Origin of the sequence: Bradyrhizobium sp. STM 3843, assembly GCF_000239815.1 — a bacterium.
Lineage (GTDB): Bacteria > Pseudomonadota > Alphaproteobacteria > Rhizobiales > Xanthobacteraceae > Bradyrhizobium.
In genome coordinates, this window is record NZ_CAFK01000012.1 from 1 (window position 1) to 18,627 (window position 18,627).

The window sequence follows — 18,627 nt, forward strand, 5'->3', positions numbered from 1 at the left end:
CGCGCTCCGGGGTCGTGCCGGGCAACAGATGCAGGGCTTCGAGCGCGACCTCGCGTTTTCCAGCGTTGCCCTCGATTTCGACGACGGCATCGAACGCCGCGAGCGGCACGCAGAAATCGGACGGGTTGGTGGCGATGCAGGCCTCGCTCCATCCGAGCACGGCGTGCTGGCTGTTCTCGCCGTCCAGCGCATCGCAGCCCGCGCCGGGCTTGCGCTTGTTGCAGGCGGAGGCCGGGTCGTAGAAATAGGCGCAGCGGGTCCGCTGCAGCAGGTTGCCGCCGACCGTCGCCGCGTTGCGCAACTGCGCCGAGGCGCCCGACAGCAGCGCTTCCGCCACTGCCGGAAAATCCCGTGCGACGTCGGGATGATGCGCCAGATCGGCATTGCGCAGCAGCGCGCCGATCCTGACGTCGCCATTGGCGAGCTGTTCGATCCGGTTGAGCTCGGGCAGGCGGGAAATGTCGACCAGCCGTGCCGGCCTGACCACATTGCCTTTCATCAGGTCCAGAAGATTGGTGCCGGAGGCGAGATAGGCAGCGCCGGGCTGGCTCGCGGCGGCGATCGCCTCCGCGATGCTGGCCGGCTTCACATAGTCGAACCGGTTCATGCCGCGCGCTCCGTCTTCTTGCTCGCCAGGGTCTGCTGCGCGTTCTGCACCGCCTCGACGATGCCGACATAGGCGCTGCAGCGGCACAGATTGCCGCTCATACCCTCACGGATGCGCTCAGCGTCGTCGCCGGCCTGGCCTTCGTTGATCAGGCCAATCGCGCTCATGATCTGGCCCGGCGTGCAGAAGCCGCATTGCAGCGCGTCATGGGCGATGAAGGCCTCCTGCACCGGGTGCAGGTGGTCGCCATCCGCCACGCCTTCGATGGTGGTGATCTCGGCGCCGTCGAGGCTCGCGGCCAAGGTCAGGCAGGAGTTGATGCGGCGGCCGTCGACCAGCACGGTGCAGGCGCCGCATTGGCCGCGGTCGCAGCCCTTCTTGGTCCCGGTGAGATGGAGGCGTTCACGCAGGAGGTCGAGCAGCGTGACACGGGGGTCGTCGAGCGCAAGGGTTCGCGGCTCACCGTTGACGGTGAGTCTGACAGTCCAATTCATGCGTTGTTCCGATCGAAGCTATGGCCTAATCGGATCGCAACGGAAACGCCTTACGGGCTGTCGGTCCGTCCGATCCGGCACCCGCGGAGCTGGGCAGGGAGTGGCTGGCCCCGGGTGACGTGTCCGTTTATACGGAGGATGCCTCCGTTTATCAAGGGGACATTAGGAACGAGCAATCAAGAGCTGGTGAGATGTCGACCAAATCACAAGAGCGGCTGCGCAAGCCGCGGGCCGATGCGCTCCGCAACCGCGACCGCGTGCTGGAGGCGGCCAAGACCGTGTTCTCGGCCGGCGGCGCGGGCGCGAGCCTCGAAGCGGTGGCGCGGCAGGCCGGCGTCGGCATCGGCACGCTCTATCGGCATTTCCCGACCCGCGAGGACCTGTTCGAGGCGGTCTATCGTCGCGAGGTCGAGCAGCTCTCCGAGCTGGCCGAGGCGCTGAAGAGCGAGCCTTCTCCGGTCGAGGCGCTCCGGCACTGGCTGCGCTCGACCGTGCAGTTCGTGGCCACCAAGAAGGGCATGATGGCCGCACTGGCGATCGTCATGAATGCGAACTCCGAGCTTGCCGCCTATTCCCACGCGCATCTCACCGCGTCGATCAACGCCCTGCTCGCGCGCGCCGTTGAAGCCGGCGACGTCCGCAGCGACGTCACCGCCGACGACCTGCTCCGCGCCCTCATCGGCATGTGCTACATGCACGACCAGACCGGCTGGCAGCAGAGCGTGCTACGGCTGCTGGATGTGTTCGTGGACGGGTTGAGGGTGACGAATTAGCCCGTGCGATGTGCATCCGCGTCGGAGAGCGTTATGTCAGATTTCCTTCTCACGTTGCCGGAAGATTTCGACAGGCATGAATGGGCAACGACTGCAAAAGGATGGTTTACCGGCGCACAGCTGACCGTCTCAGGCAAGACCTATTCTCTTACATTCTATGATCCGGTACGCCTTTCTCAAGAAATTCGAGACGAATTTAGCTGCGGCAATGATTGCTTCTTTGAACAGAATCTCATTGTTGTTCGATCTGTGACCCGCTCGGCGATGGAGCGTGCGGCGGCATTTCTTGTCCAATCGGGCCAAGCGCGCTCGCTTCTCCAGATTGAGCCGAGTTCGAGCCAATAGAAGTCTAACGGTAGATTGGCCGCGATGCTTACCGCGGCGGGAATAGCAACAACGTGAGAAACGCTTCCCGGCTTTGCCCGCGCGCAGCTTCGAACCTTGTCAGCGCAGCTCTTGCTGTCGCGATAGCCAACTGAGCGTCCAAGCTTTTCATTCGGATCATCGGATTGTAATCGGCTTCGTGGCGCTTCTCCTGGAGTTCCAGCACCGCGAGTGCGAACGCCATCAAGTTCGATCCAAAACCTCCCGAGGGTTCATAGGGCAAGTATTTGGCCGATAGCTTCGACTTCTTGATCTCTTCGCATAGCGATCTCAGAGCTCGATGGTCCACCGCCCGATAGACCAGCGAGTACAATGGAGTCGTCTGTTTGGTCACGCCGATGAATTGATCCGCAGCCGCGATCAACGTAGCATGAAACAGCCCATAGTAGGCCGCGGAGATGGCGCGCCTGATATTGACTTGGCGCGGTGGCCCTGCAGCCGGCGGCACGATCAATTGCTCCGCCTGTTCAAGCAAATGCTCCGGATTAAGAATCGCCACCGGCGGTGACCTCGTTCTCCGTCGCATATTCCAAGAGTGGAAAGCGCTCTTCACCCGCCGCCAGAAGATGTTCTTGAATCTGAACGAGGGTATCGAGGGTCGCGTCCCCTTCGATCTTGGCCCCCTCAACGGGGCTCAGAACGATCGTGATTCGCAACGCGTCGCGGCCTTCGGAGTCCGTGAAAGGCGCAGTTGTGACGGTTGTGACCACAGCCGAGCTGCTCAGGTTCGCGGTAGCCACCTGACGTGCAATCTTTGCGATCTGCGAATTTTCCAACATCATCGCATTGTATGCCGCATTCGATCGGTTTGCCACCGGCACGAGGGCGGTCCTTTCCACAGTTCCTCGCATGCGATGGCTAATTAGCCCCTTAACCACTCCACCAGCGCCTTCGCCGTGGCCTCCGGCCGCTCGACCTGCGGCAGGTGGCCGCAATTCTCCAGCATCACGAGCCAGGAGCCGGCGATCTCGTCGGCCATCTCCTGCGACAGGCTGTTCGGGATGGTGTTGTCGGTATCGCTCGTCAGCACCAATGTCGGGCAGCGGATCGCAGTCAGCGTGGGCCGCGAATCCGGCCGTGCCATGATCGCGGCCTGCTGTTTGAGAAAGCCGTCGACGCCGACGTCGTCGGCCATGTCGTGCACCAGCCGGCGATGCGCGGCCTCGTCACGGCGCGACGGATGCACGAAGCCGGCGAACAATTCGTCGACGATGGCGTGATAGCCGCCGGCGTGCGCCCGCGCGATCATGTCGCGGCGGCGCGCGCTGGCCTCCGGCGTGTCCGGTCGCGCCTGGGTGTTGATCAGGGCCAGCCTTGCCACACGCTCCGGCGCCTGGCGCATGATCTCGAAGGCGATGTAGCCGCCCATCGAATGTCCGGCGAGCGCAAAGCGCGGCGGCGCTTCCTTGAGAATGCGGCGCGCGATCGCGCCCATGCTGTCGTCGCGGATGTGGTTCGCCACCGTCACCGGCCCGAGCTGCCAGAGCGGCGGGATCACGGGCGTATAGATGCGGGGGGATGAGATCAGCCCAGGCACCAGCACGATCGGCAGCATATCCGGCATGAGCGTTCCCCCTTGCACGAGCCATTTGATCCGGCGGCGACAGAGGCCTAGCTTCTGACGCAATGCGGCGGCGTGTTACGGCCGCAACTCTAGCGTCATTCCGCGGACATTCTGTCGCAATATCGCATGTTGCAGAAAGCCTATCATAGCCAGTTCGGGAAATCGCCATGCACCGCCTGTTCCTCGTGTTCTTCTTCTGTGTTGCCGCGTCGCTGCCGGCGCTCGCCGCCGAGCGATGGGAGACGCTGCCGCCGACGCCGCAGCCGGTCGCGACCCAGCGCGCGGGCCATGCGGCGGTCAACGGCATCAGCATCTATTATCGCGTCTATGGCGACGCCCCGGTTCAGGGCGGCACGCCCGTCATCCTGCTGCATGGCGGGCTCGCGAATGCCGATTATTGGGGCCATCAGGTCGAGGCGCTGGCGCCGCATCATAGGGTGGTGGTGATGGACAGCCGCGGCCATGGCCGGAGCACCCGCGATGCCCGCCCGTATGGCTACGATCTGATGGCCGACGACGTCGTGGCGCTAATGGACGAGCTCAAGATCGCCAAGGCCGATATCGTCGGCTGGAGCGACGGCGGCATCATCGGGCTCGATCTCGCGCTTCGCCACAAGGATCGCGTCGGCAAGGTGTTTGCCTTTGCCGCCAATTCTGTCACGTCAGGCGTCAAGGACGGCGTCGAGAAGAACCCGACCTTCGCGGCCTTCATCGAACGCGCCGGACATGAGTACGAGGCCAACTCCGCCACGCCCAAGGCCTATGACGATTTCGTCGCCCAGATCAGCAAGATGTGGGCCGAGCAGCCGAACTGGACCGACGCGCAGCTGCAGTCGATCACCTCACCGGTCTGGATCGTCGACGGCGACCATGACGAGGCGATCAAGCGCGAGCACACCGAATATCTGGCATCCACCATTCCACACGCGGGGCTCCTGATCCTGCCGAATGCGAGCCATTTCGCCTTCCTGCAGGATCCGGAGCTGTTCAATGCCGCGATGCTGCGCTTCCTCGACGGCAAATAGCAGCCGCGCTCAGCACTGACCGACGTTCAGACGCCGCCGGCCGGCCCGCAAAATTACGGGTCGGGCGGACGCTTAGCCAAAAATTAGCTGTCCTGGTCACATGTTCAAAACAACAATAAGCATGTGGTGGAAGCCGGGCTCATGAAGATCGGTCAGCTCTTTGCGGTGTCGATGCTGTCGGTGACGGCGCTGGCGGTGTTGCCGGCGGCGCAGGTCGTGGTCGGGCAATATCGGACGCTTGCCGACAAGTCGGACGCGATCAAGACGGTGGGGGCGTTCGAGGCCATCCTGCTGTTTTCGCAGAACGTGGTCGGCAATCGCGCGCCCTATATCACGCCTTTGTTTGCCGAACCGCCCGCCAGCGAAGCGCAGCTCGCCGCCATCACCAAGATCAAGCAGTCGACCGACGCGGCTTTGGCCAAGGCGCAGAGCGCGGTGGCCGAACTCAGCGATGCCCAGGCGGTCTCCGACAGCCTCAACAAGGCCGCGGCGAAGCTGAACGAGGTTCGTGCTGCGACCGACAGGGTGCTCTCGCAGCCGATGAGCGCGCGGGACCAGGCCGTTGTGAAAGGCTTCCTGCCTGGGGTTGCCCAGGTGGTGGCGATCATCGAGCCGATCCTGAACCGCCTGCAAAATGATGTCGCAAGCACCGACGCTTCATTGACGACGCTGCTCGATGTCGCCCGCACGGCTCAGGATTTGCGCGTCACCGCGGGGGCTCGCGCCGCGACGCTGTCGCCGGCGATCAGCGCACGCCGGCAGGTGGTGGCCGCCGAGAAGGCCATCATGGACCGCGCTCAAGGGCGCATCGAGTCCGATCGCGATCGGATCGAGGCCGGAGTCGAACAGCTCGGCAGTCCAGCGCGGCTTGCGGATGCGCTGAAGGACGCCAAGCAGGCCTATTTCGACCGCGCCGCCGTCATCGTGGACAAGGAGATCGCAACGGGGCTCGGCGACGCCAATTTTTCGCTCGACGCCGGTCAGCTGGCTGACGTGGTGGTGCCCCCGATTCAGAAATTCTTTGTCGTGCGCGATGCCGCGACCGCGGATGCGCTCGAGCGCGCCAGCGCCTCGCGCGACCGGGCGCGAATCATGCTGGCACTTGCGGCCACCGTCGTGGCCGCCTTGCTTGGTCTCTTGGTCGGCGTCACCATGCTGTTGCGCCGGCGCGTCATCAATCCGATCGTGAACCTCACCAAGGTGATCGGCGAGATGGCCAACGGCCGCGACGATGTCGCGATCCCCGCGAGTGGTCGCGACGACGAGATTGCGGCCATGGCGGGGTCGCTGGAGACGTTCAAGGAAGCCTTGCTGGCGAAGAAGGCCGCCGAGGCTGCCGCTGCGCAGGACGCGCAGGCGAAGATCGAGCGCGGCCAGCGGGTCGAGCGCTTCACGCGCGAGTTCGAGACCGCGATCGGCGAGGTCATCAGCGTGGTCTCGGAGGCCGCGGGCGAGTTGGAGCGCTCCGCCGGCATGCTGACCACGACGGCCGGCCGCTCGCTGGAGCTTGCCACCGTGGTTGCCGGCGCTTCCGAGGAGGCGTCGACCAATGTGCATTCGGTCGCCGCCGCCGCCGAGCAGATGACATCGTCGGTCGACGAGATCAGCCGCCAGGTGCACGATTCGGCGAAGATCGCCGGCGAGGCGATGGAGCAGGCCCGCCGGACCAATGAGCGCGTCGGCGAGCTCGCCAAGGCGGCGGCGCGGATCGGCGACGTCGTCGAGCTGATCAACGCGATCGCCGGCCAGACCAACCTGCTGGCGCTCAACGCCACCATCGAGGCCGCCCGCGCCGGCGAGGCCGGCCGCGGCTTTGCCGTGGTCGCCTCGGAAGTGAAGGCACTGGCCGAGCAGACCGCGAAGGCGACCGGCGAAATCGGCCAGCAGATCGGCGGCATCCAGGGCGCGACCCAGGAGTCGGTCAGCTCGATCAAGGAGATCGGCGAGACCATCGCGCGCATGTCGGAGATTGCGTCGGCGATCGCGTCCGCCGTCGAGGAGCAGAGCTCCGCGACGCGCGAAATCTCCCGCAACGTGCAGCAGGCCGCGCACGGCACCCAGGAGGTCTCGGCCAATATCGCCAATGTGCGGCAGGGCGCCGACCAGACCGGGTCGGCCTCGTCGCAGGTGTTGTCGGCGGCCAAATCGCTCGCGGGCCAGAGCAGCCGCCTGCGTAGCGAGGTCGCGCGCTTCCTGGATTCCGTGCGCGCGGCGTGAGCGGGAGCCGGTCGCGGGGATCGCAAGGCTTCGCGGTCAATCGCGCTGTGCGTTGGTCTCTTTCACGGTGTCGATGAACGCGCGCAGCGCCGACGGAACGTGACGGTTGCGGGGATAATAGAGCGCAAGCCCTGGGATCGGCGGACACCAATCGGCGAGAACCAGGACGAGCTGCCCGGCGTCGAGCCAATGTTGCGCGGCCGACTGCGGCACATAGGCAATGCCCAATCCATCCGCCGCCGCGTGAGCCATGAAATCATTGTCATCGAGCGTCAGAGCGCCCGGCACATCCACCGTCATCTCCTCACCATGTTTGCTGAATTCCCAGCGATACAGCTTGCCGCTCGGCAGCCGATGACGAATGCAGCGATGCGCCTGGAGATCGTCGGGTGTGTTCGGGACCGGCTGTTGCGCCAGGTAGGCCGGCGAAGCAACGGCAACGAAGCGGACGTCGCCGCCGAGCCTCACGGCCACCATGTCTTGAGGCACGTCCTCGGCCAGGCGGACGCCGGCGTCAAAGCCGGTCTCGACAATGTCGACGAGGCGCCCGTCAGAGACGAGATCCAGTTCGACGGCAGGGAATTTCGCTAGGAACCGCGGAACCACCCGGCCCAGCAGCAGCCGCGTTGCGCTTTTGTTGGCGTTGACGCGCAGCTTTCCTGCCGGCGCGCCCCGCGCCTCGGCGAGCCTGTCGAGCGCCGCGTCCAGGTCCAGCAGCACCGGGCGAATGCCGGCGAGCAGCTGAGCACCGGCTTCCGTCAGCGACACGCTGCGCGTGGTCCGGTTCAACAGCCGCACGCCGACACTTTGCTCCAGGCCCAGCAGCGTATGGCTCAGGGCCGAGCGCGACACGCCAAGGGCGTCGGCGGCCTTGCGGAAGCTGAGATGTTCGGCGACGGCGGCAAAGGCGGCAAGTTCGTTGAACGTCGGCTTGGCCACTGGTGAAATTTCCTCACGGAGTCATCCAACACCGAATGCCTTATAGCGTCAGTTGGTCCCGCCTATCTCGCAGATGTTGAGAGATCATGGAGATAGGGATGAACAAGACATGGCTTGTCACCGGCGCCTCATCCGGCCTCGGCCGTACAATGGTGGAGCAGCTGCTGGATCGCGGCGACCGCGTCGTGGCGACGGTCCGGCGTGACGATGCGCTCGCCGATCTGCGGCTTCAGCATCGGGACAGTCTGACCGTCGTCAGGCTCGATCTCACGGACACGGACAGCATCCGCATGGCGGTTGATGCGGCGTTCCGGCGCTGGGAGCGGATCGATGTCGTCGTCAGCAATGCGGGCTACGGTCTGGTCGGCGCCGCCGAGGAACTGTCGGACGCGCAGATCGAGCGCCAGATCGCAACCAATCTCACCGGCGGCATTCAGTTCATCCGGGCGGTGTTGCCGCATCTGCGCCGGCAGGGCGGTGGCCGGATCGTTCAGATCTCGTCGGAGGGAGGCCAGATCGCCTATCCTGCCTTCAGCCTTTACCACGCCACCAAATGGGGCATCGAAGGCTTCGTCGAGAGCGTGGCCCAGGAGGTCGCCCCGCTCGGCATTAACTTCATGATCGCCGAGCCTGGGCCTACAGCGACCAATTTCGGCGCGGCCCTCGTCATGGCGCCGCCCATCCCCGCCTACGAAGCGACGCCGGCCGGCGCGGTGCGACGCGCGGTCAACGAACGCAGCTTCGAGCTGAAGGGTGACGCAGGGCGGACGGTCGTGGCGATCATCGCTGCTGCCGACAGCGCCAAGCCGCCGTTCCGGCTCGCTCTTGGCAGCACGGCTTTCGTCAATCTCACCCGCGAACTGAGGCGCCGTCTCACCGAGATCGAAGCGCAGCGCGATGTGGCATTGTCCGCCGACCGCGATGCGGCGTCGTCGGCCGGCGCGTCTCACACGGCGACTTGAGTCAAGTATCGCGTACGAATCCAGGAGCAACCCATGTCAGTATCGATGCCAATGTCACGCCGCATCATCATCTCGCTCGGGCTCGTGCTCATGGCCACATCCGCGCAGTCTGCCCCGGCCAACAAGGTGCTGGGCACGTGGCGGATGATATCGGCGCAGATCGATCCGGATGGCCGCAACGTGCCGGCCTATGGCCCTGTGCCGAACGGCCTGCTGGTTTTCACCGCCGACATGCATTTCGTGGAGGTCCTCACCGACTCCACGATTCCGAAATTCGCGTCGAATGCCCGCGGCCACGGCACCGCGGAGGAGAACCAGGCGGCGATGGCGGGAAGCATCGGCTTTTTCGGCACCTATGAGGTGGACGAGAACGGCGAGTTCAGTGGCAATCGTGTCGAGGGTTCGACCTTCCCAAACTGGGTCGGTGACATCAGGACGCGCAAGCAGCTGCGGCTCGACGTGGACGGCGATCGCATGTCTGAGAATTTCCTGCGGCCGGAAGGGACCAGGATCGTCATCACCTGGCAGCGGGTGCGGTGAGACTTCGAGACATCACAGGGCTGCACACATCGCGTGCTCCGAAATCGGAATTGAACGCTCTGCTCACGTTTTGACCATTGCAGTCCAGGAACTTTGTGCGGCACGGGATTTTGACTAGGGCGTTTCAGCGGCGGTAGCTACGATTTCACGAACTATCTCGATTGCCGCAGCTTTACCCCCATTCAGAAGGACCCCGCGCGATGGCCACGATAGCAGACCATATCGTCGAGACCCTGGAGCTTGCCGGCGTCGAGCGGATCTATGGCGTCGTCGGCGATAGCCTGAATGGGCTGACGGAGTCGCTGCGCCGGCGGCAGACCATCGACTGGATTCACGTCCGTCACGAGGAGGCCGCGGCGTTCGCGGCCTCGGGCGAGTCGCAGATCACCGGGCGGCTGGCGGTGTGCGCCGGCTCCTGCGGTCCCGGCAATCTGCATCTGATCAACGGCCTTTACGACGCGCAGCGCAGCCGCACGCCGGTGCTGGCGATCGCGGCGCATATCCCGTCCAGCGAGATCGGCGGCGGCTATTTCCAGGAGACGCATCCGCAAAACCTGTTCCGGGAATGCAGCGTCTATTGCGAGCTGATCTCCGATGCCTCGCAGATGCCGTTCGTGCTGGAGAATGCGATCCGCTCAGCGCTCGGCGAGCGTGGTGTGGCCGTGATCGTCATTCCCGGCGATGTTGCGTTGAAACCAGCGCCGAAGCGCCCGGCCGCGGCCGCAGCCGGCCTGCTACCGCCGAAACCGGTGGTGCGTCCGGCCGAAGCCGAGCTCGATGCGTTGGCCAAGCTGTTGAACAGCGCGCAGCGCGTGACGTTGTTCTGCGGCCGCGGCTGCGCCGGCGCCCATGCCGAGCTGATGGCGCTGGCCGGCGCGCTGCAGAGCCCGATCGTGCACGCGCTCGGTGGCAAGGAATATGTCGAATACGAGAATCCTTACGATGTCGGGCTCACCGGCTTCATCGGCTTCTCCTCCGGCTACGCGGCGATGCATGCCTGCGACATGCTGCTGATGCTCGGCACTGATTTTCCCTACAAGCAGTTCTTCCCGACCGATGTGCGCATCGCCCAGGTCGACATCCGGCCGAGCCAGCTCGGGCGCCGCGCCAGGCTCGACCTCGGCGTGGTCGGCGATGTCGGCGAGACCATTCGCGCGCTGCTGCCGAAGCTCAGCAACAAATCCGACCGCCGCCATCTCGACGAGGGTCTTGCGCGCTACAAATCGGCGCGGCGCGGGTTGGACGACCTCGCGGTGGGCACGCCCGGCCGGCCGCCGATCCATCCGCAATACCTGACGCGCCTGCTCAGCGAGGCCGCCACGGACGATGCGGTCTTCACCTTCGATGTCGGCATGCCCACCATCTGGGCGGCGCGCTATGTCGCGGTCAACGGTAAGCGCCGCCTGGTCGGATCGCTGGTGCATGGCTCGATGGCGAACGCGATGTCGCAGGCGATCGGCATCCAGGCCGCGCAGGCCGGCCGCCAAGTGATCTCGCTGTCCGGCGATGGTGGCTTTGCGATGCTGATGGGCGATCTCATCACCCTGAAGCAGATGAAGCTGCCGGTGAAGGTGGTGATCTACAACAACGGCACGCTCGGCTTCGTCGCGCTGGAGATGAAGGCGGCGGGCTTCGTCGAGAGTGGCACCGATTTGGAGAACCCCGATTTCGCCGCCATGGCGAACGCGATGGGCATTCACGGGCGGCGGGTCGAGGATCCCGGCGATCTGCCGGGCGCTGTCTCCGAGTTTCTCAACCATAACGGCCCGGCGGTGCTGGACGTGGTCACCGCCAAGCAGGAGCTGTCGATGCCGCCGACCATTGGGCTTGAGCAGGTCAAGGGCTTTTCCGTCTGGGTGATCCGCGCCGTCATGAGCGGTCGCGGCGACGAGGTGATCGATCTCGCCAAGGAGAACCTGCTGCCGCGGTGATGCGGAGCGAGCGCATAATGAAGAGAACATGGGCAGCATCTTTTGTGGCCATCCTTCGAGACGCCCGCCTCCGGCGGGCTCCTCAGGATGAGGCATTTTCAGCTGCAAGATTGTAGACCCTCATGGTGAGGGCGCGGCAAGGCCGCGCGTCTCGAACCATGAGGCCCGGCGTTCTTCCCGCACAGCCTCTGAGGTGATTTAGGGATGGTCTTCAAACTAGGCATCATCTCCGATACGCACGGTCTGCTGAGGCCGGAGGCGGTGCATCGTCTCGCAGGTGTCGATCACATCATTCACGCCGGCGATATCGGACGCGCCGACGTGCTGGACGGACTGCGCCGGTTCGCGCCGGTCACGGCGATCAGGGGCAATGTCGATGTCGGCGAATGGGCAAGGGACTATCCCGAGACGACGACAGTGCAGCTTGAGGGGCGGTCGTTCTATGTCTTGCACGATCTCGGCGCGCTCGGCATCGATCCCATGGCGCTCGGTATCGACGCCGTGATTTCAGGCCATTCGCACAAGGTCAGGATCGAGACGATCGGCGGTGTGCTCTATCTGAATCCCGGCAGCGCCGGCCCGCGCCGGTTTCGGCTTCCGATTACGCTGGCGACACTCGACCTTGGGCCCGGCGATCTGCAGCCCGTGATCCACGATCTCGGTGCTGGCTGAGGCCGGAAGTCCATTCTGCAAGATTCCGCCGCTCCGCGCGGCGGCTCCGACGGGACGGCAGTCGTCCCGTCGGGCTCGCGATGATGCGGTTTAGGGAAGATAGTTCGGCGCCGTCGGCCCATGCGTGAAGTCGAACGCATCGAACAGATCGTCGATCGCGGGCATGTTGACCGGCACATAGGGATTGGCCGGCATGCTCAGCGGGTTCGGCAGGTTGTCGCGGCTGCGGTTGGTCAGCGGCCTCAACATCCAATTGCGCTCGATGAACTTCAGCAGCGACACGTGGTCACCGTAGGAATGGTGAATCTTGCCGCCGTTCGAATAGGCCGACAGCACCAGCAGCGGAATCCGCGGTCCGTCGCCGAAGAAGTCGATCGGCTGCACGAAGCCGGAATCGTAGTAGCCGCCGGCCTCGTCGAAGGTGATGAACACGGCGGTTTCCGCGGCGAGGCGGGGGTTCTTCTGCAACTCGGTCAGGATGTTCTGCACATAGGCCTCGAACAGGTCGATCTTCGAGGACTGCGGATGACCGTCCATATAGCCGTCGGGCTTGCCGAACGACACCGAGGGCAGCGTGTCGTTCTGGATCCCGGCGATCAGGTCGCGGGTGTCCTTCATGTGTGCCGCGCGCTGGGTGGCATCGCCCATGATCGCGCTGAGATACTGGAATGGGTTGCAGATCGCGCAGTAGACGGCGCCCCAAGCATGATCGGGATCGCTGCCGGCCCATTCGTTCTTGTCCGCCGCGACGGCGGCATCCTTCAGGCCCGCGCCGAACCAGGCCCAGGTGATCTGGTGCTCGTTGAGCTCGTCGCCGATGCTGCGCAGCGACGACGGCGGCACGCTGCCGCTCAACGCGCCGTTCGGGTTATAGCCGGGGTTCGAGTTGTTGATCAGGTAGTAGTGACCGGCTTCGCAGTTCGACTTGGCGGGATAAGGCAGCCTGGCCAGATAGTTCACGATCGGCGCCACGCCCGGCTGGGTGCTGTCGGCGCAGTTCACGAAATTCTGGTCATTGGTGAAGTTGTTGATCGCGTTCGGATCCGGCAGCGTCGGCGAGGGGTTCGGATTGGCAACCCAGGACGGATTCGGCGCCGTCGCGTGGCCCTGGCCGTCGGAAAAATACAGGGCGTCGCCGGTGGCGAGCATCATGTGGTTCGGATAGGTGCCGCCGAGGAACGACTGATGGAAGTTGTCGCTCAAGGTGAAGCGATCGGCCAGCGTCTTGAAATACGGAACCTGTCCCTGGGCCATGTTGTAGAAGCCCATCGGGTTGCCGAGCGCCCAGGTCTGGTTGGTCGCCAGCATCGTGAACGGGAACAGGTCGTTCAGGCAGCCGGTCGGATTGGCCTGGGTCGCGTTCTCCAGGCTGCAATCCTGCTGCTGGGCAGCCTGGAAGAAGCGATGCGTCTGGTCACCGGTGTAGTCGTGCTCGCTGATATCCGGACCCTGGAACGGGAACGGGCCGGCGAGCGAGCCGGCGCCGGGAATGCGGGTATCAAGCACGCCCTGCGGCAGGTTGCTCCAGCCTTCGCTCAACAGACCGAACTGGCTGACCTGGATGTCCGGATCCTCGGAATGGACCAGCTGCGCCTCCTGGGCCCAATTCGGATCGCCATCGGGCCCGTAGAACGGAGCGGAGTAGCCGACGCCGTAAGGATAGAACGCATTCGGTCCCGAGGGCGCGCCGCCGGTGGTCGGCTGCGGCATCGGATGCAGCGACTTGTTGTAGGGAATCTTGGCGATCTTCGGCGCGCCGATGTAGTAGCTCGGCTGCGGTGTGACCGAATATTGCTGAGCCAGCGCGTAGTTCGGACCTGGGCTGCCGTCGGCATTGACGATGCCCTTCGACAGCAGGTTGCTGATGGTCTGCCCTTTGCCCTTCGGCGTGTAGGTCGCAAAGGTGTGGTCGAAGCCGCGGTTTTCACCGATCAGGATGATGACATGCTTGATCGGGCTCGTGGTCCGCACCGCGTCGGCCGGGTCCGTCGTGGCTGCAATTGCACCATTTGCGATGGCAAGAATCGATGTTGCCACCGTGACATAGAGAGCTGTGGTCGATCGCCAGCTGCGACGACGACCTGAATGCGCGTAACTCATTGAAGGTCTTCTCCGTGAACGCAAATCGTTCAGGAATACCTTCATTGCAGGACATTATGACGCACGCCCTGGAGATATGTAACACTTGAAATACATTTTTATGCATTCAGACACATTCGGTCGAAATCGCGCAGCACTTCAACCGGGCGGACGTAACGCTCCGGACTACTTAGTTCGTGTCAGCGTCGATCTTGCGCATCGTCGATTGCGCGTGTCACGCGCACGATCTTTCGATTAAGTTGTAGTTGCGCTCAGCGTTCCGCCGGAGCCGGCTTCGCTGTGGTCTCGGCAATCGGAACAGCAAGAGCGGTCGGCACTGGCGCCGGCTTTCCGGCCTGCCTGAGATTCTGCCAGAGCGCCGCATAATGCGCCCGGTGGACCATGGGATTGAACAGCGACCATTGCTGCGCGTTGGAGAGCAGCTGCGGCAATGCCACGACGGATAGTTTGCGATATCTGGCGAATTCCGCCGCGGCGTCGTCGAAACGTCCGGCTGCAGCAGCGGTGCCGATGCGCCGGAACAGGATCACCGTGTCCTTGAGGATCGCGCGCGCGGCGAGGCGTTCGTGCAGGCCATCGCTCACCGTGGGGTCGCGGCGATCCGGAAACTGTTCGGTCAGATCGCGCAGTTCGCGGCCGATGGTGTCCACCGCAAGATCGATGACGGCGACATCATGGGCCGGAATGGCGGTGTCCAGCACGGTCGCGAAATCATTGATCTCCTTGAGCCGCGCCGTCACGCCCTCTCTGTCCAGCGGAACCAAGCCATCGCCGACGGCGACGAGATAGGCGATGAGGTCGGAGCGATCCTGCGGCGTCAGCGCCAGCTCATAGGTCCGTTCGAAATGCCCGACGACCTGGTCCAGCCGGTCGAAGCGGCCATCGTGGAAGTAGGGCGCATTGAAATCGGCGTTCAGCAGCGTCGGGGTCTTGAACAGGCCGCCGGAGCCGACGTTGTGCTGCTTGTGATCGACGAAGCCTTCGGATGGAACATGGCAGGTTGCGCAGCTCATGTTCGGGTCATGCGGAAACGGCCGCGCGAAGATCGCCTCGCCGCGCCGTTCCGCTTCGCTCGATTGCGAGGTCAGGCGGCCGCGCGCGTCGAGGCTCGTGTTGCGCAGGAAATCGATGTCCTCGATATAGGCGACCACGGCGTCGAGGACGGCGGGCGAGGGCTCGTCGCCGGCAAATTCGTTGACGATGACGTTGCGGACGAACTCGCGCAGCGAGGCGATCCGCCCGTCATGGCCGTAAGGGGCGAGATAGCGCGCGCCACGCAGGCTCGGAATCCGGACCGGGTCGAGCACACCATTATGGGCCTTGGGATTGAACAGCGGACCCGTGGTGTCGAAGTTGCCCGGCCGGGTCGACATCCCCGGTACATAGAGTCTGGCATTGCCGGCACCGTTGACGTGGCAGGTGCCGCAGCTCATGCCCGTGCGTCGCGCCGGACCGCCCAGCAGGGTCGGGGAGTTGAAGGCGAGATCGCCAAGGTCGACTTGGTAGGACTTGAAGCCGCCGCTGGCTTCGGAGTGAAACACCTCGGTCGGCCGATACATCGCGTCTTCGTTCAGCTCGGTGCCGGCCGGCAGCACGCTCTGATCACCGCTGAGCGGAAACGCGGCTACCGGGCCAATTCCCGACGCCAGGACCAGATTGATCGCAACCGCGAACATCGCTCGTCGTACCATCACCAGACCGGTCCCTGAATTATGTCGATTGGCCATGTTTTTGCGGGCAGCGCCGCCGCTGTGTCCGGCAGGCCGTCGGCGCCTCTATTGGAGTTCAAGCGTCGGCGGCGTCAGGCCGATCTCGGGCGCCGCGGCTTGCAGCGTCATCACGAGCTCTTCGCTGACGACGCGAAGCCGATCCTGATCGATCTGCCGGAGATCGCTCGCCACCAGCATGCGCTTCAGCTCGTCGATCCGGCCGTGCACCGTTCCGTCGAGCTTGGGGTCGCGGCTTTCGATCACGCCGGCGAAGATCGTGGTGTAGGCCTGTTCGATGCCCTCGACGTTGTGCCTGATGTCGTTGAGGGAGGTGCCGCTGACACGCGACTCGCCGCCGTCGAGCTTGCTTTCGCCGACTTCGTAAGCCAGGCGGGAGAGGCCGTCGAGCAGTCCCTGCGGCGTCAATCGGGTCTGGCGGGCCTTGGCCGCCATCGCCGTCAGGTCGCGCAGCAGCGCCTCGATCTGCGGCGAGACGTCGGCGCGGCCGGCGCCGAACAGCGTGACTTCGATGGCGTGAAATCCGGTGGGGCCGTTCGGCCAGGCATCGATGTCGCGGTCGAGCTCGGGCGCAAAGCCGCTGGTGAAGACCTCGGCACGTTCCCACCCGACCCGGGCTTCGATCCAGGCTTGTTTCGCCAGGGCGAGATCACCGCCGGCGACGCTGTCACGCAGCTTCTCGACGCTGGCGATGCTGCCATCGACATCTGCGACGAGCTGCGTGCGATAGCGCTCGACCGCCGCATCGAACGAGGCGGTCGGCGTGGTGTCGGCTGCGACCGGGCCGGGCCCGGCCACTGCCGTGCACAGCACGGCGGCGCTCAAGACCGAAAGCACGTGGATGGATCGGATGGCGTGAAGGCGATGACCGCGCATCGTCAATGTTCCCAGCTGCCTCTCGCATCGCCGGCCGGCGCATGGGGCACCTCGCGAACGATCGATAACGCGCGGCAAACTACTTCGCGGACCTTATCACTATTATGTCGACTGCGACCTTTTGTCGTCCGGTGCGGCACGACATGCGGCCAAGTGCGGCTGCATGGAACCACTTGCATGAGTTGGTCAGACAAAGGGGCTTGTCCGGTTGCCGGACGCGTCGACGCACGGCCGCAGATCCCGTCGCGATGAAAGACCGATCTGTCATCTGGCCGATAGGTTAACGATGTTTAAACGCCGCCCGAGGGCGGCGATTGTCGCCGTCCCGCCTTGGACAACGAGAGTACATCCTTCCCATGAAAACACTTACTGCCCTCGCGCTCGTGCTGGCGAGCGCGCCGGCGGCCTATGCCGCAGGCAATCTCGACAATGAGTCGTTCATCAAGCAGGTCGGCTCCTACAACAGCGCGACAGTCTCGCAGAAGAAAGGCAACAATAACCAGGCGACGCTGCAGGCCGGCCAGTACAATTCGGTCCTGAGCACGCAGACCGGCGGCAAGCCGGGCAGCAACAATTCGGCCAACGTCCAGACCGGCACCGACAACACCGCGCTGATCACGCAGACCAACGGCAACAACACCCAGGGCACCTTCCAGGTTGGTCACGCCAACGGCGTGGTCACCACCCAGGTGAGCCACCTCGCCAACGGCCAAAACAACTCGCGTAACGTCCAGGTCGGCGACTACAACTCCGCCGTCACCACCCAGACCAATTCGGCCCCGAATCCGCAGGCGACCGGCGTCGCCTACGCCAACAATGCGTTCAGCGCGCAGTTCGGAGCCGGCAACAGCACCTACGCCACGCAGACCGGCGGTCAGAACAACCAGGCCGCGGTTCAGGGCGGCAGCGGCAACATGGCGGTCGTGACGCAATCGAACAAGGCGATCACGCCCGCGTCAGCGCCGGTGGTCGGCGGCGCCAACACCTCCTTCACCGCGCAGTTCGGTGACAACAACATGATCACGGCGTCGCAGAAGACCGCGGATGCGAGCGGCACCTATGGCGGCTTCGCCAATGGTTACGGCAACGCGTCGGCGGCGCTGCAACGTGGTGCCGACAACATCGCCACGATCGACCAGAAGGGCTCGGCGAAAGCGGGCGACTTCTCGGCGAGCCCCGGCGTGTTCAACGCCTCCGCGACGGTCCAGATCGGCGAGGCCAACTCGGTCACGGTGAAGCAGGGCGGCAGCACCGCTGGAAACTTCGGTGCGACCCCCGCCGACCAGGCCGCCAACGACACCAACGCCTCGTTCGTGGGACAGCGCGGCGCGCTGAACAACGCCGACATCAACCAGAAGAACGGCGGCAACACCCAGGCGACGTTCCAGACCGGCTATGACAACCAGGTGACCGTCGCGCAGAAGACGCAGCCGCTCGGCACCGGCAATGGCAGCAACAACGCGCTGACCTTCCAGCACGGCGCCGACAACAAGGCCAGCGTTGCGCAGGCCATGGCGGTGCCGCTGTCGGTCGGTACGAACAACTCGTTCATCAGCCAGATCGGCGGTTCGAACGTGGTCAACGCCGCCCAGACCACCGGCCAGCAGGCGGTGGCCGGCAACAACACCCAGGTCGCGCTCCAGGCCGGTTACGGCAACATGGCCACGATCTCCCAGGCCACCGGCGCCAACGTGTCCAACGCCTCGTTCACCGCACAATACGGCTCGCACAACACCGCCGTGGTGACGCAGAAGTAACGCGCGAGACGATCAGCAAGCGGGGGCGGCCGGCAAAGCGCTGGCCGCCCTCTTGTTTA

18 protein-coding genes are annotated in these 18,627 nt (G+C 64.5%); 9 read left to right on the forward strand and 9 right to left on the reverse strand.

Annotation, left to right across the window (positions count from 1 at the left end):
* Together BRAS3843_RS02310 and BRAS3843_RS02315 are read right to left on the reverse strand one after the other, a co-directional pair.
* The coding region (locus BRAS3843_RS02310) for an FAD binding domain-containing protein (RefSeq protein ID WP_035980599.1) at positions 1-607 on the reverse strand (607 nt) is incomplete at its 3' end.
* Positions 604-1,101: a (2Fe-2S)-binding protein gene (locus BRAS3843_RS02315; protein ID WP_008967084.1), complete on the reverse strand. Its 498-nt coding sequence runs from the start codon at positions 1,099-1,101 to the stop codon at positions 604-606. The genes BRAS3843_RS02310 and BRAS3843_RS02315, both read right to left, overlap by 4 nt.
* 191 nt (positions 1,102-1,292) lie before the next feature.
* Between BRAS3843_RS02315 and BRAS3843_RS02320 the strand changes: the two genes are divergently transcribed.
* Both BRAS3843_RS02320 and BRAS3843_RS40445 read left to right on the forward strand, forming a co-directional pair.
* Positions 1,293-1,874: a TetR/AcrR family transcriptional regulator gene (locus BRAS3843_RS02320; protein ID WP_008967085.1), complete on the forward strand. Its 582-nt coding sequence runs from the start codon at positions 1,293-1,295 to the stop codon at positions 1,872-1,874.
* Between the two features lie 33 nt (positions 1,875-1,907).
* Positions 1,908-2,219, forward strand: a complete 312-nt coding sequence (locus tag BRAS3843_RS40445; protein ID WP_139024698.1) for a hypothetical protein — start codon at positions 1,908-1,910, stop codon at positions 2,217-2,219.
* 28 nt (positions 2,220-2,247) lie between these two features.
* On the opposite strand, the gene BRAS3843_RS02325 is transcribed toward BRAS3843_RS40445, so the two are convergent.
* From BRAS3843_RS02325 to BRAS3843_RS02335, 3 genes are read right to left on the reverse strand one after another with little or no spacing between them, the layout of a single operon-like run.
* Positions 2,248-2,757, reverse strand: a complete 510-nt coding sequence (locus tag BRAS3843_RS02325) for a hypothetical protein (protein WP_008967087.1) — start codon at positions 2,755-2,757, stop codon at positions 2,248-2,250.
* Entirely contained in the window at positions 2,744-3,079 is a 336-nt protein-coding gene (locus tag BRAS3843_RS02330; protein WP_244425098.1) for a hypothetical protein, read from the reverse strand. Before BRAS3843_RS02330 ends, BRAS3843_RS02325 begins: the two co-directional genes overlap by 14 nt.
* 41 nt (positions 3,080-3,120) lie before the next feature.
* Positions 3,121-3,822 (reverse strand): alpha/beta fold hydrolase, encoded by a 702-nt coding sequence (locus BRAS3843_RS02335; RefSeq protein WP_008967089.1) that lies wholly within the window; start codon positions 3,820-3,822, stop codon positions 3,121-3,123.
* A 167-nt stretch (positions 3,823-3,989) separates the two neighbouring features.
* Here BRAS3843_RS02335 and BRAS3843_RS02340 point away from each other — a divergent pair, with 167 nt between their 5' ends.
* Together BRAS3843_RS02340 and BRAS3843_RS02345 are read left to right on the forward strand one after the other, a co-directional pair.
* A complete protein-coding gene (locus BRAS3843_RS02340) occupies positions 3,990-4,847 on the forward strand; it encodes an alpha/beta hydrolase (protein WP_008967090.1) in 858 nt (285 codons plus the stop codon).
* 141 nt (positions 4,848-4,988) lie between these two features.
* Complete coding sequence (locus tag BRAS3843_RS02345; RefSeq protein WP_008967091.1) at positions 4,989-7,064, forward strand: HAMP domain-containing methyl-accepting chemotaxis protein; 2,076 nt, start codon at positions 4,989-4,991, stop codon at positions 7,062-7,064.
* 36 nt (positions 7,065-7,100) lie between these two features.
* Here BRAS3843_RS02345 and BRAS3843_RS02350 read toward each other — a convergent pair whose 3' ends face one another.
* Entirely contained in the window at positions 7,101-8,003 is a 903-nt protein-coding gene (locus tag BRAS3843_RS02350; protein ID WP_008967092.1) for a LysR family transcriptional regulator, read from the reverse strand.
* A 98-nt stretch (positions 8,004-8,101) separates the two neighbouring features.
* On the opposite strand from BRAS3843_RS02350, the gene BRAS3843_RS02355 reads away from it, so the two are divergent.
* From BRAS3843_RS02355 to BRAS3843_RS02370, 4 genes are all read left to right on the forward strand, one after another.
* On the forward strand, positions 8,102-8,965 hold the full coding sequence (locus BRAS3843_RS02355; RefSeq protein WP_008967093.1) for an SDR family oxidoreductase: 864 nt from the start codon (positions 8,102-8,104) through the stop codon (positions 8,963-8,965).
* 33 nt (positions 8,966-8,998) lie between these two features.
* Positions 8,999-9,505: a lipocalin-like domain-containing protein gene (locus BRAS3843_RS02360; RefSeq protein WP_008967094.1), complete on the forward strand. Its 507-nt coding sequence runs from the start codon at positions 8,999-9,001 to the stop codon at positions 9,503-9,505.
* 200 nt (positions 9,506-9,705) lie between these two features.
* Positions 9,706-11,436: a ubiquinone-dependent pyruvate dehydrogenase gene (poxB, locus tag BRAS3843_RS02365; protein ID WP_008967095.1), complete on the forward strand. Its 1,731-nt coding sequence runs from the start codon at positions 9,706-9,708 to the stop codon at positions 11,434-11,436.
* A 204-nt stretch (positions 11,437-11,640) separates the two neighbouring features.
* Positions 11,641-12,108 carry a metallophosphoesterase family protein gene (locus tag BRAS3843_RS02370; protein ID WP_008967096.1) on the forward strand — a complete coding sequence of 156 codons (468 nt, stop codon included), beginning with the start codon at positions 11,641-11,643 and terminating at the stop codon, positions 12,106-12,108.
* Between the two features lie 90 nt (positions 12,109-12,198).
* On the opposite strand, the gene BRAS3843_RS02375 is transcribed toward BRAS3843_RS02370, so the two are convergent.
* From BRAS3843_RS02375 to BRAS3843_RS02385, 3 genes are all read right to left on the reverse strand, one after another.
* Complete coding sequence (locus BRAS3843_RS02375) at positions 12,199-14,208, reverse strand: alkaline phosphatase family protein (RefSeq protein ID WP_008967097.1); 2,010 nt, start codon at positions 14,206-14,208, stop codon at positions 12,199-12,201.
* Between the two features lie 251 nt (positions 14,209-14,459).
* Positions 14,460-15,899, reverse strand: coding sequence for a cytochrome c peroxidase (locus BRAS3843_RS02380; RefSeq protein ID WP_139024702.1), 1,440 nt, complete (start codon positions 15,897-15,899; stop codon positions 14,460-14,462).
* A gap of 84 nt (positions 15,900-15,983) precedes the next feature.
* Positions 15,984-16,811: an EfeM/EfeO family lipoprotein gene (locus BRAS3843_RS02385; RefSeq protein ID WP_008967099.1), complete on the reverse strand. Its 828-nt coding sequence runs from the start codon at positions 16,809-16,811 to the stop codon at positions 15,984-15,986.
* Between the two features lie 356 nt (positions 16,812-17,167).
* Between BRAS3843_RS02385 and BRAS3843_RS02390 the strand changes: the two genes are divergently transcribed.
* Complete coding sequence (locus BRAS3843_RS02390) at positions 17,168-18,568, forward strand: hypothetical protein (protein WP_008967100.1); 1,401 nt, start codon at positions 17,168-17,170, stop codon at positions 18,566-18,568.
* Positions 18,569-18,627 lie beyond the last annotated feature (59 nt).

Bases quoted from the DNA above. Each gene is read 5' to 3' on its own strand.
- BRAS3843_RS02315 (WP_008967084.1), bottom strand. From the start codon at position 1,101: ATGAATTGGACTGTCAGACTCACCGTCAACGGTGAGCCGCGAACCCTT.
- BRAS3843_RS02320 (WP_008967085.1), top strand. From the start codon at position 1,293: ATGTCGACCAAATCACAAGAGCGGCTGCGCAAGCCGCGGGCCGATGCG.
- BRAS3843_RS40445 (WP_139024698.1), top strand. From the start codon at position 1,908: ATGTCAGATTTCCTTCTCACGTTGCCGGAAGATTTCGACAGGCATGAA.
- BRAS3843_RS02335 (WP_008967089.1), bottom strand. From the start codon at position 3,822: ATGCCGGATATGCTGCCGATCGTGCTGGTGCCTGGGCTGATCTCATCC.
- BRAS3843_RS02340 (WP_008967090.1), top strand. From the start codon at position 3,990: ATGCACCGCCTGTTCCTCGTGTTCTTCTTCTGTGTTGCCGCGTCGCTG.
- BRAS3843_RS02345 (WP_008967091.1), top strand. From the start codon at position 4,989: ATGAAGATCGGTCAGCTCTTTGCGGTGTCGATGCTGTCGGTGACGGCG.
- BRAS3843_RS02355 (WP_008967093.1), top strand. From the start codon at position 8,102: ATGAACAAGACATGGCTTGTCACCGGCGCCTCATCCGGCCTCGGCCGT.
- BRAS3843_RS02360 (WP_008967094.1), top strand. From the start codon at position 8,999: ATGTCAGTATCGATGCCAATGTCACGCCGCATCATCATCTCGCTCGGG.
- poxB (WP_008967095.1), top strand. From the start codon at position 9,706: ATGGCCACGATAGCAGACCATATCGTCGAGACCCTGGAGCTTGCCGGC.
- BRAS3843_RS02370 (WP_008967096.1), top strand. From the start codon at position 11,641: ATGGTCTTCAAACTAGGCATCATCTCCGATACGCACGGTCTGCTGAGG.
- BRAS3843_RS02375 (WP_008967097.1), bottom strand. From the start codon at position 14,208: ATGAGTTACGCGCATTCAGGTCGTCGTCGCAGCTGGCGATCGACCACA.
- BRAS3843_RS02380 (WP_139024702.1), bottom strand. From the start codon at position 15,899: ATGGTACGACGAGCGATGTTCGCGGTTGCGATCAATCTGGTCCTGGCG.
- BRAS3843_RS02385 (WP_008967099.1), bottom strand. From the start codon at position 16,811: ATGCGCGGTCATCGCCTTCACGCCATCCGATCCATCCACGTGCTTTCG.
- BRAS3843_RS02390 (WP_008967100.1), top strand. From the start codon at position 17,168: ATGAAAACACTTACTGCCCTCGCGCTCGTGCTGGCGAGCGCGCCGGCG.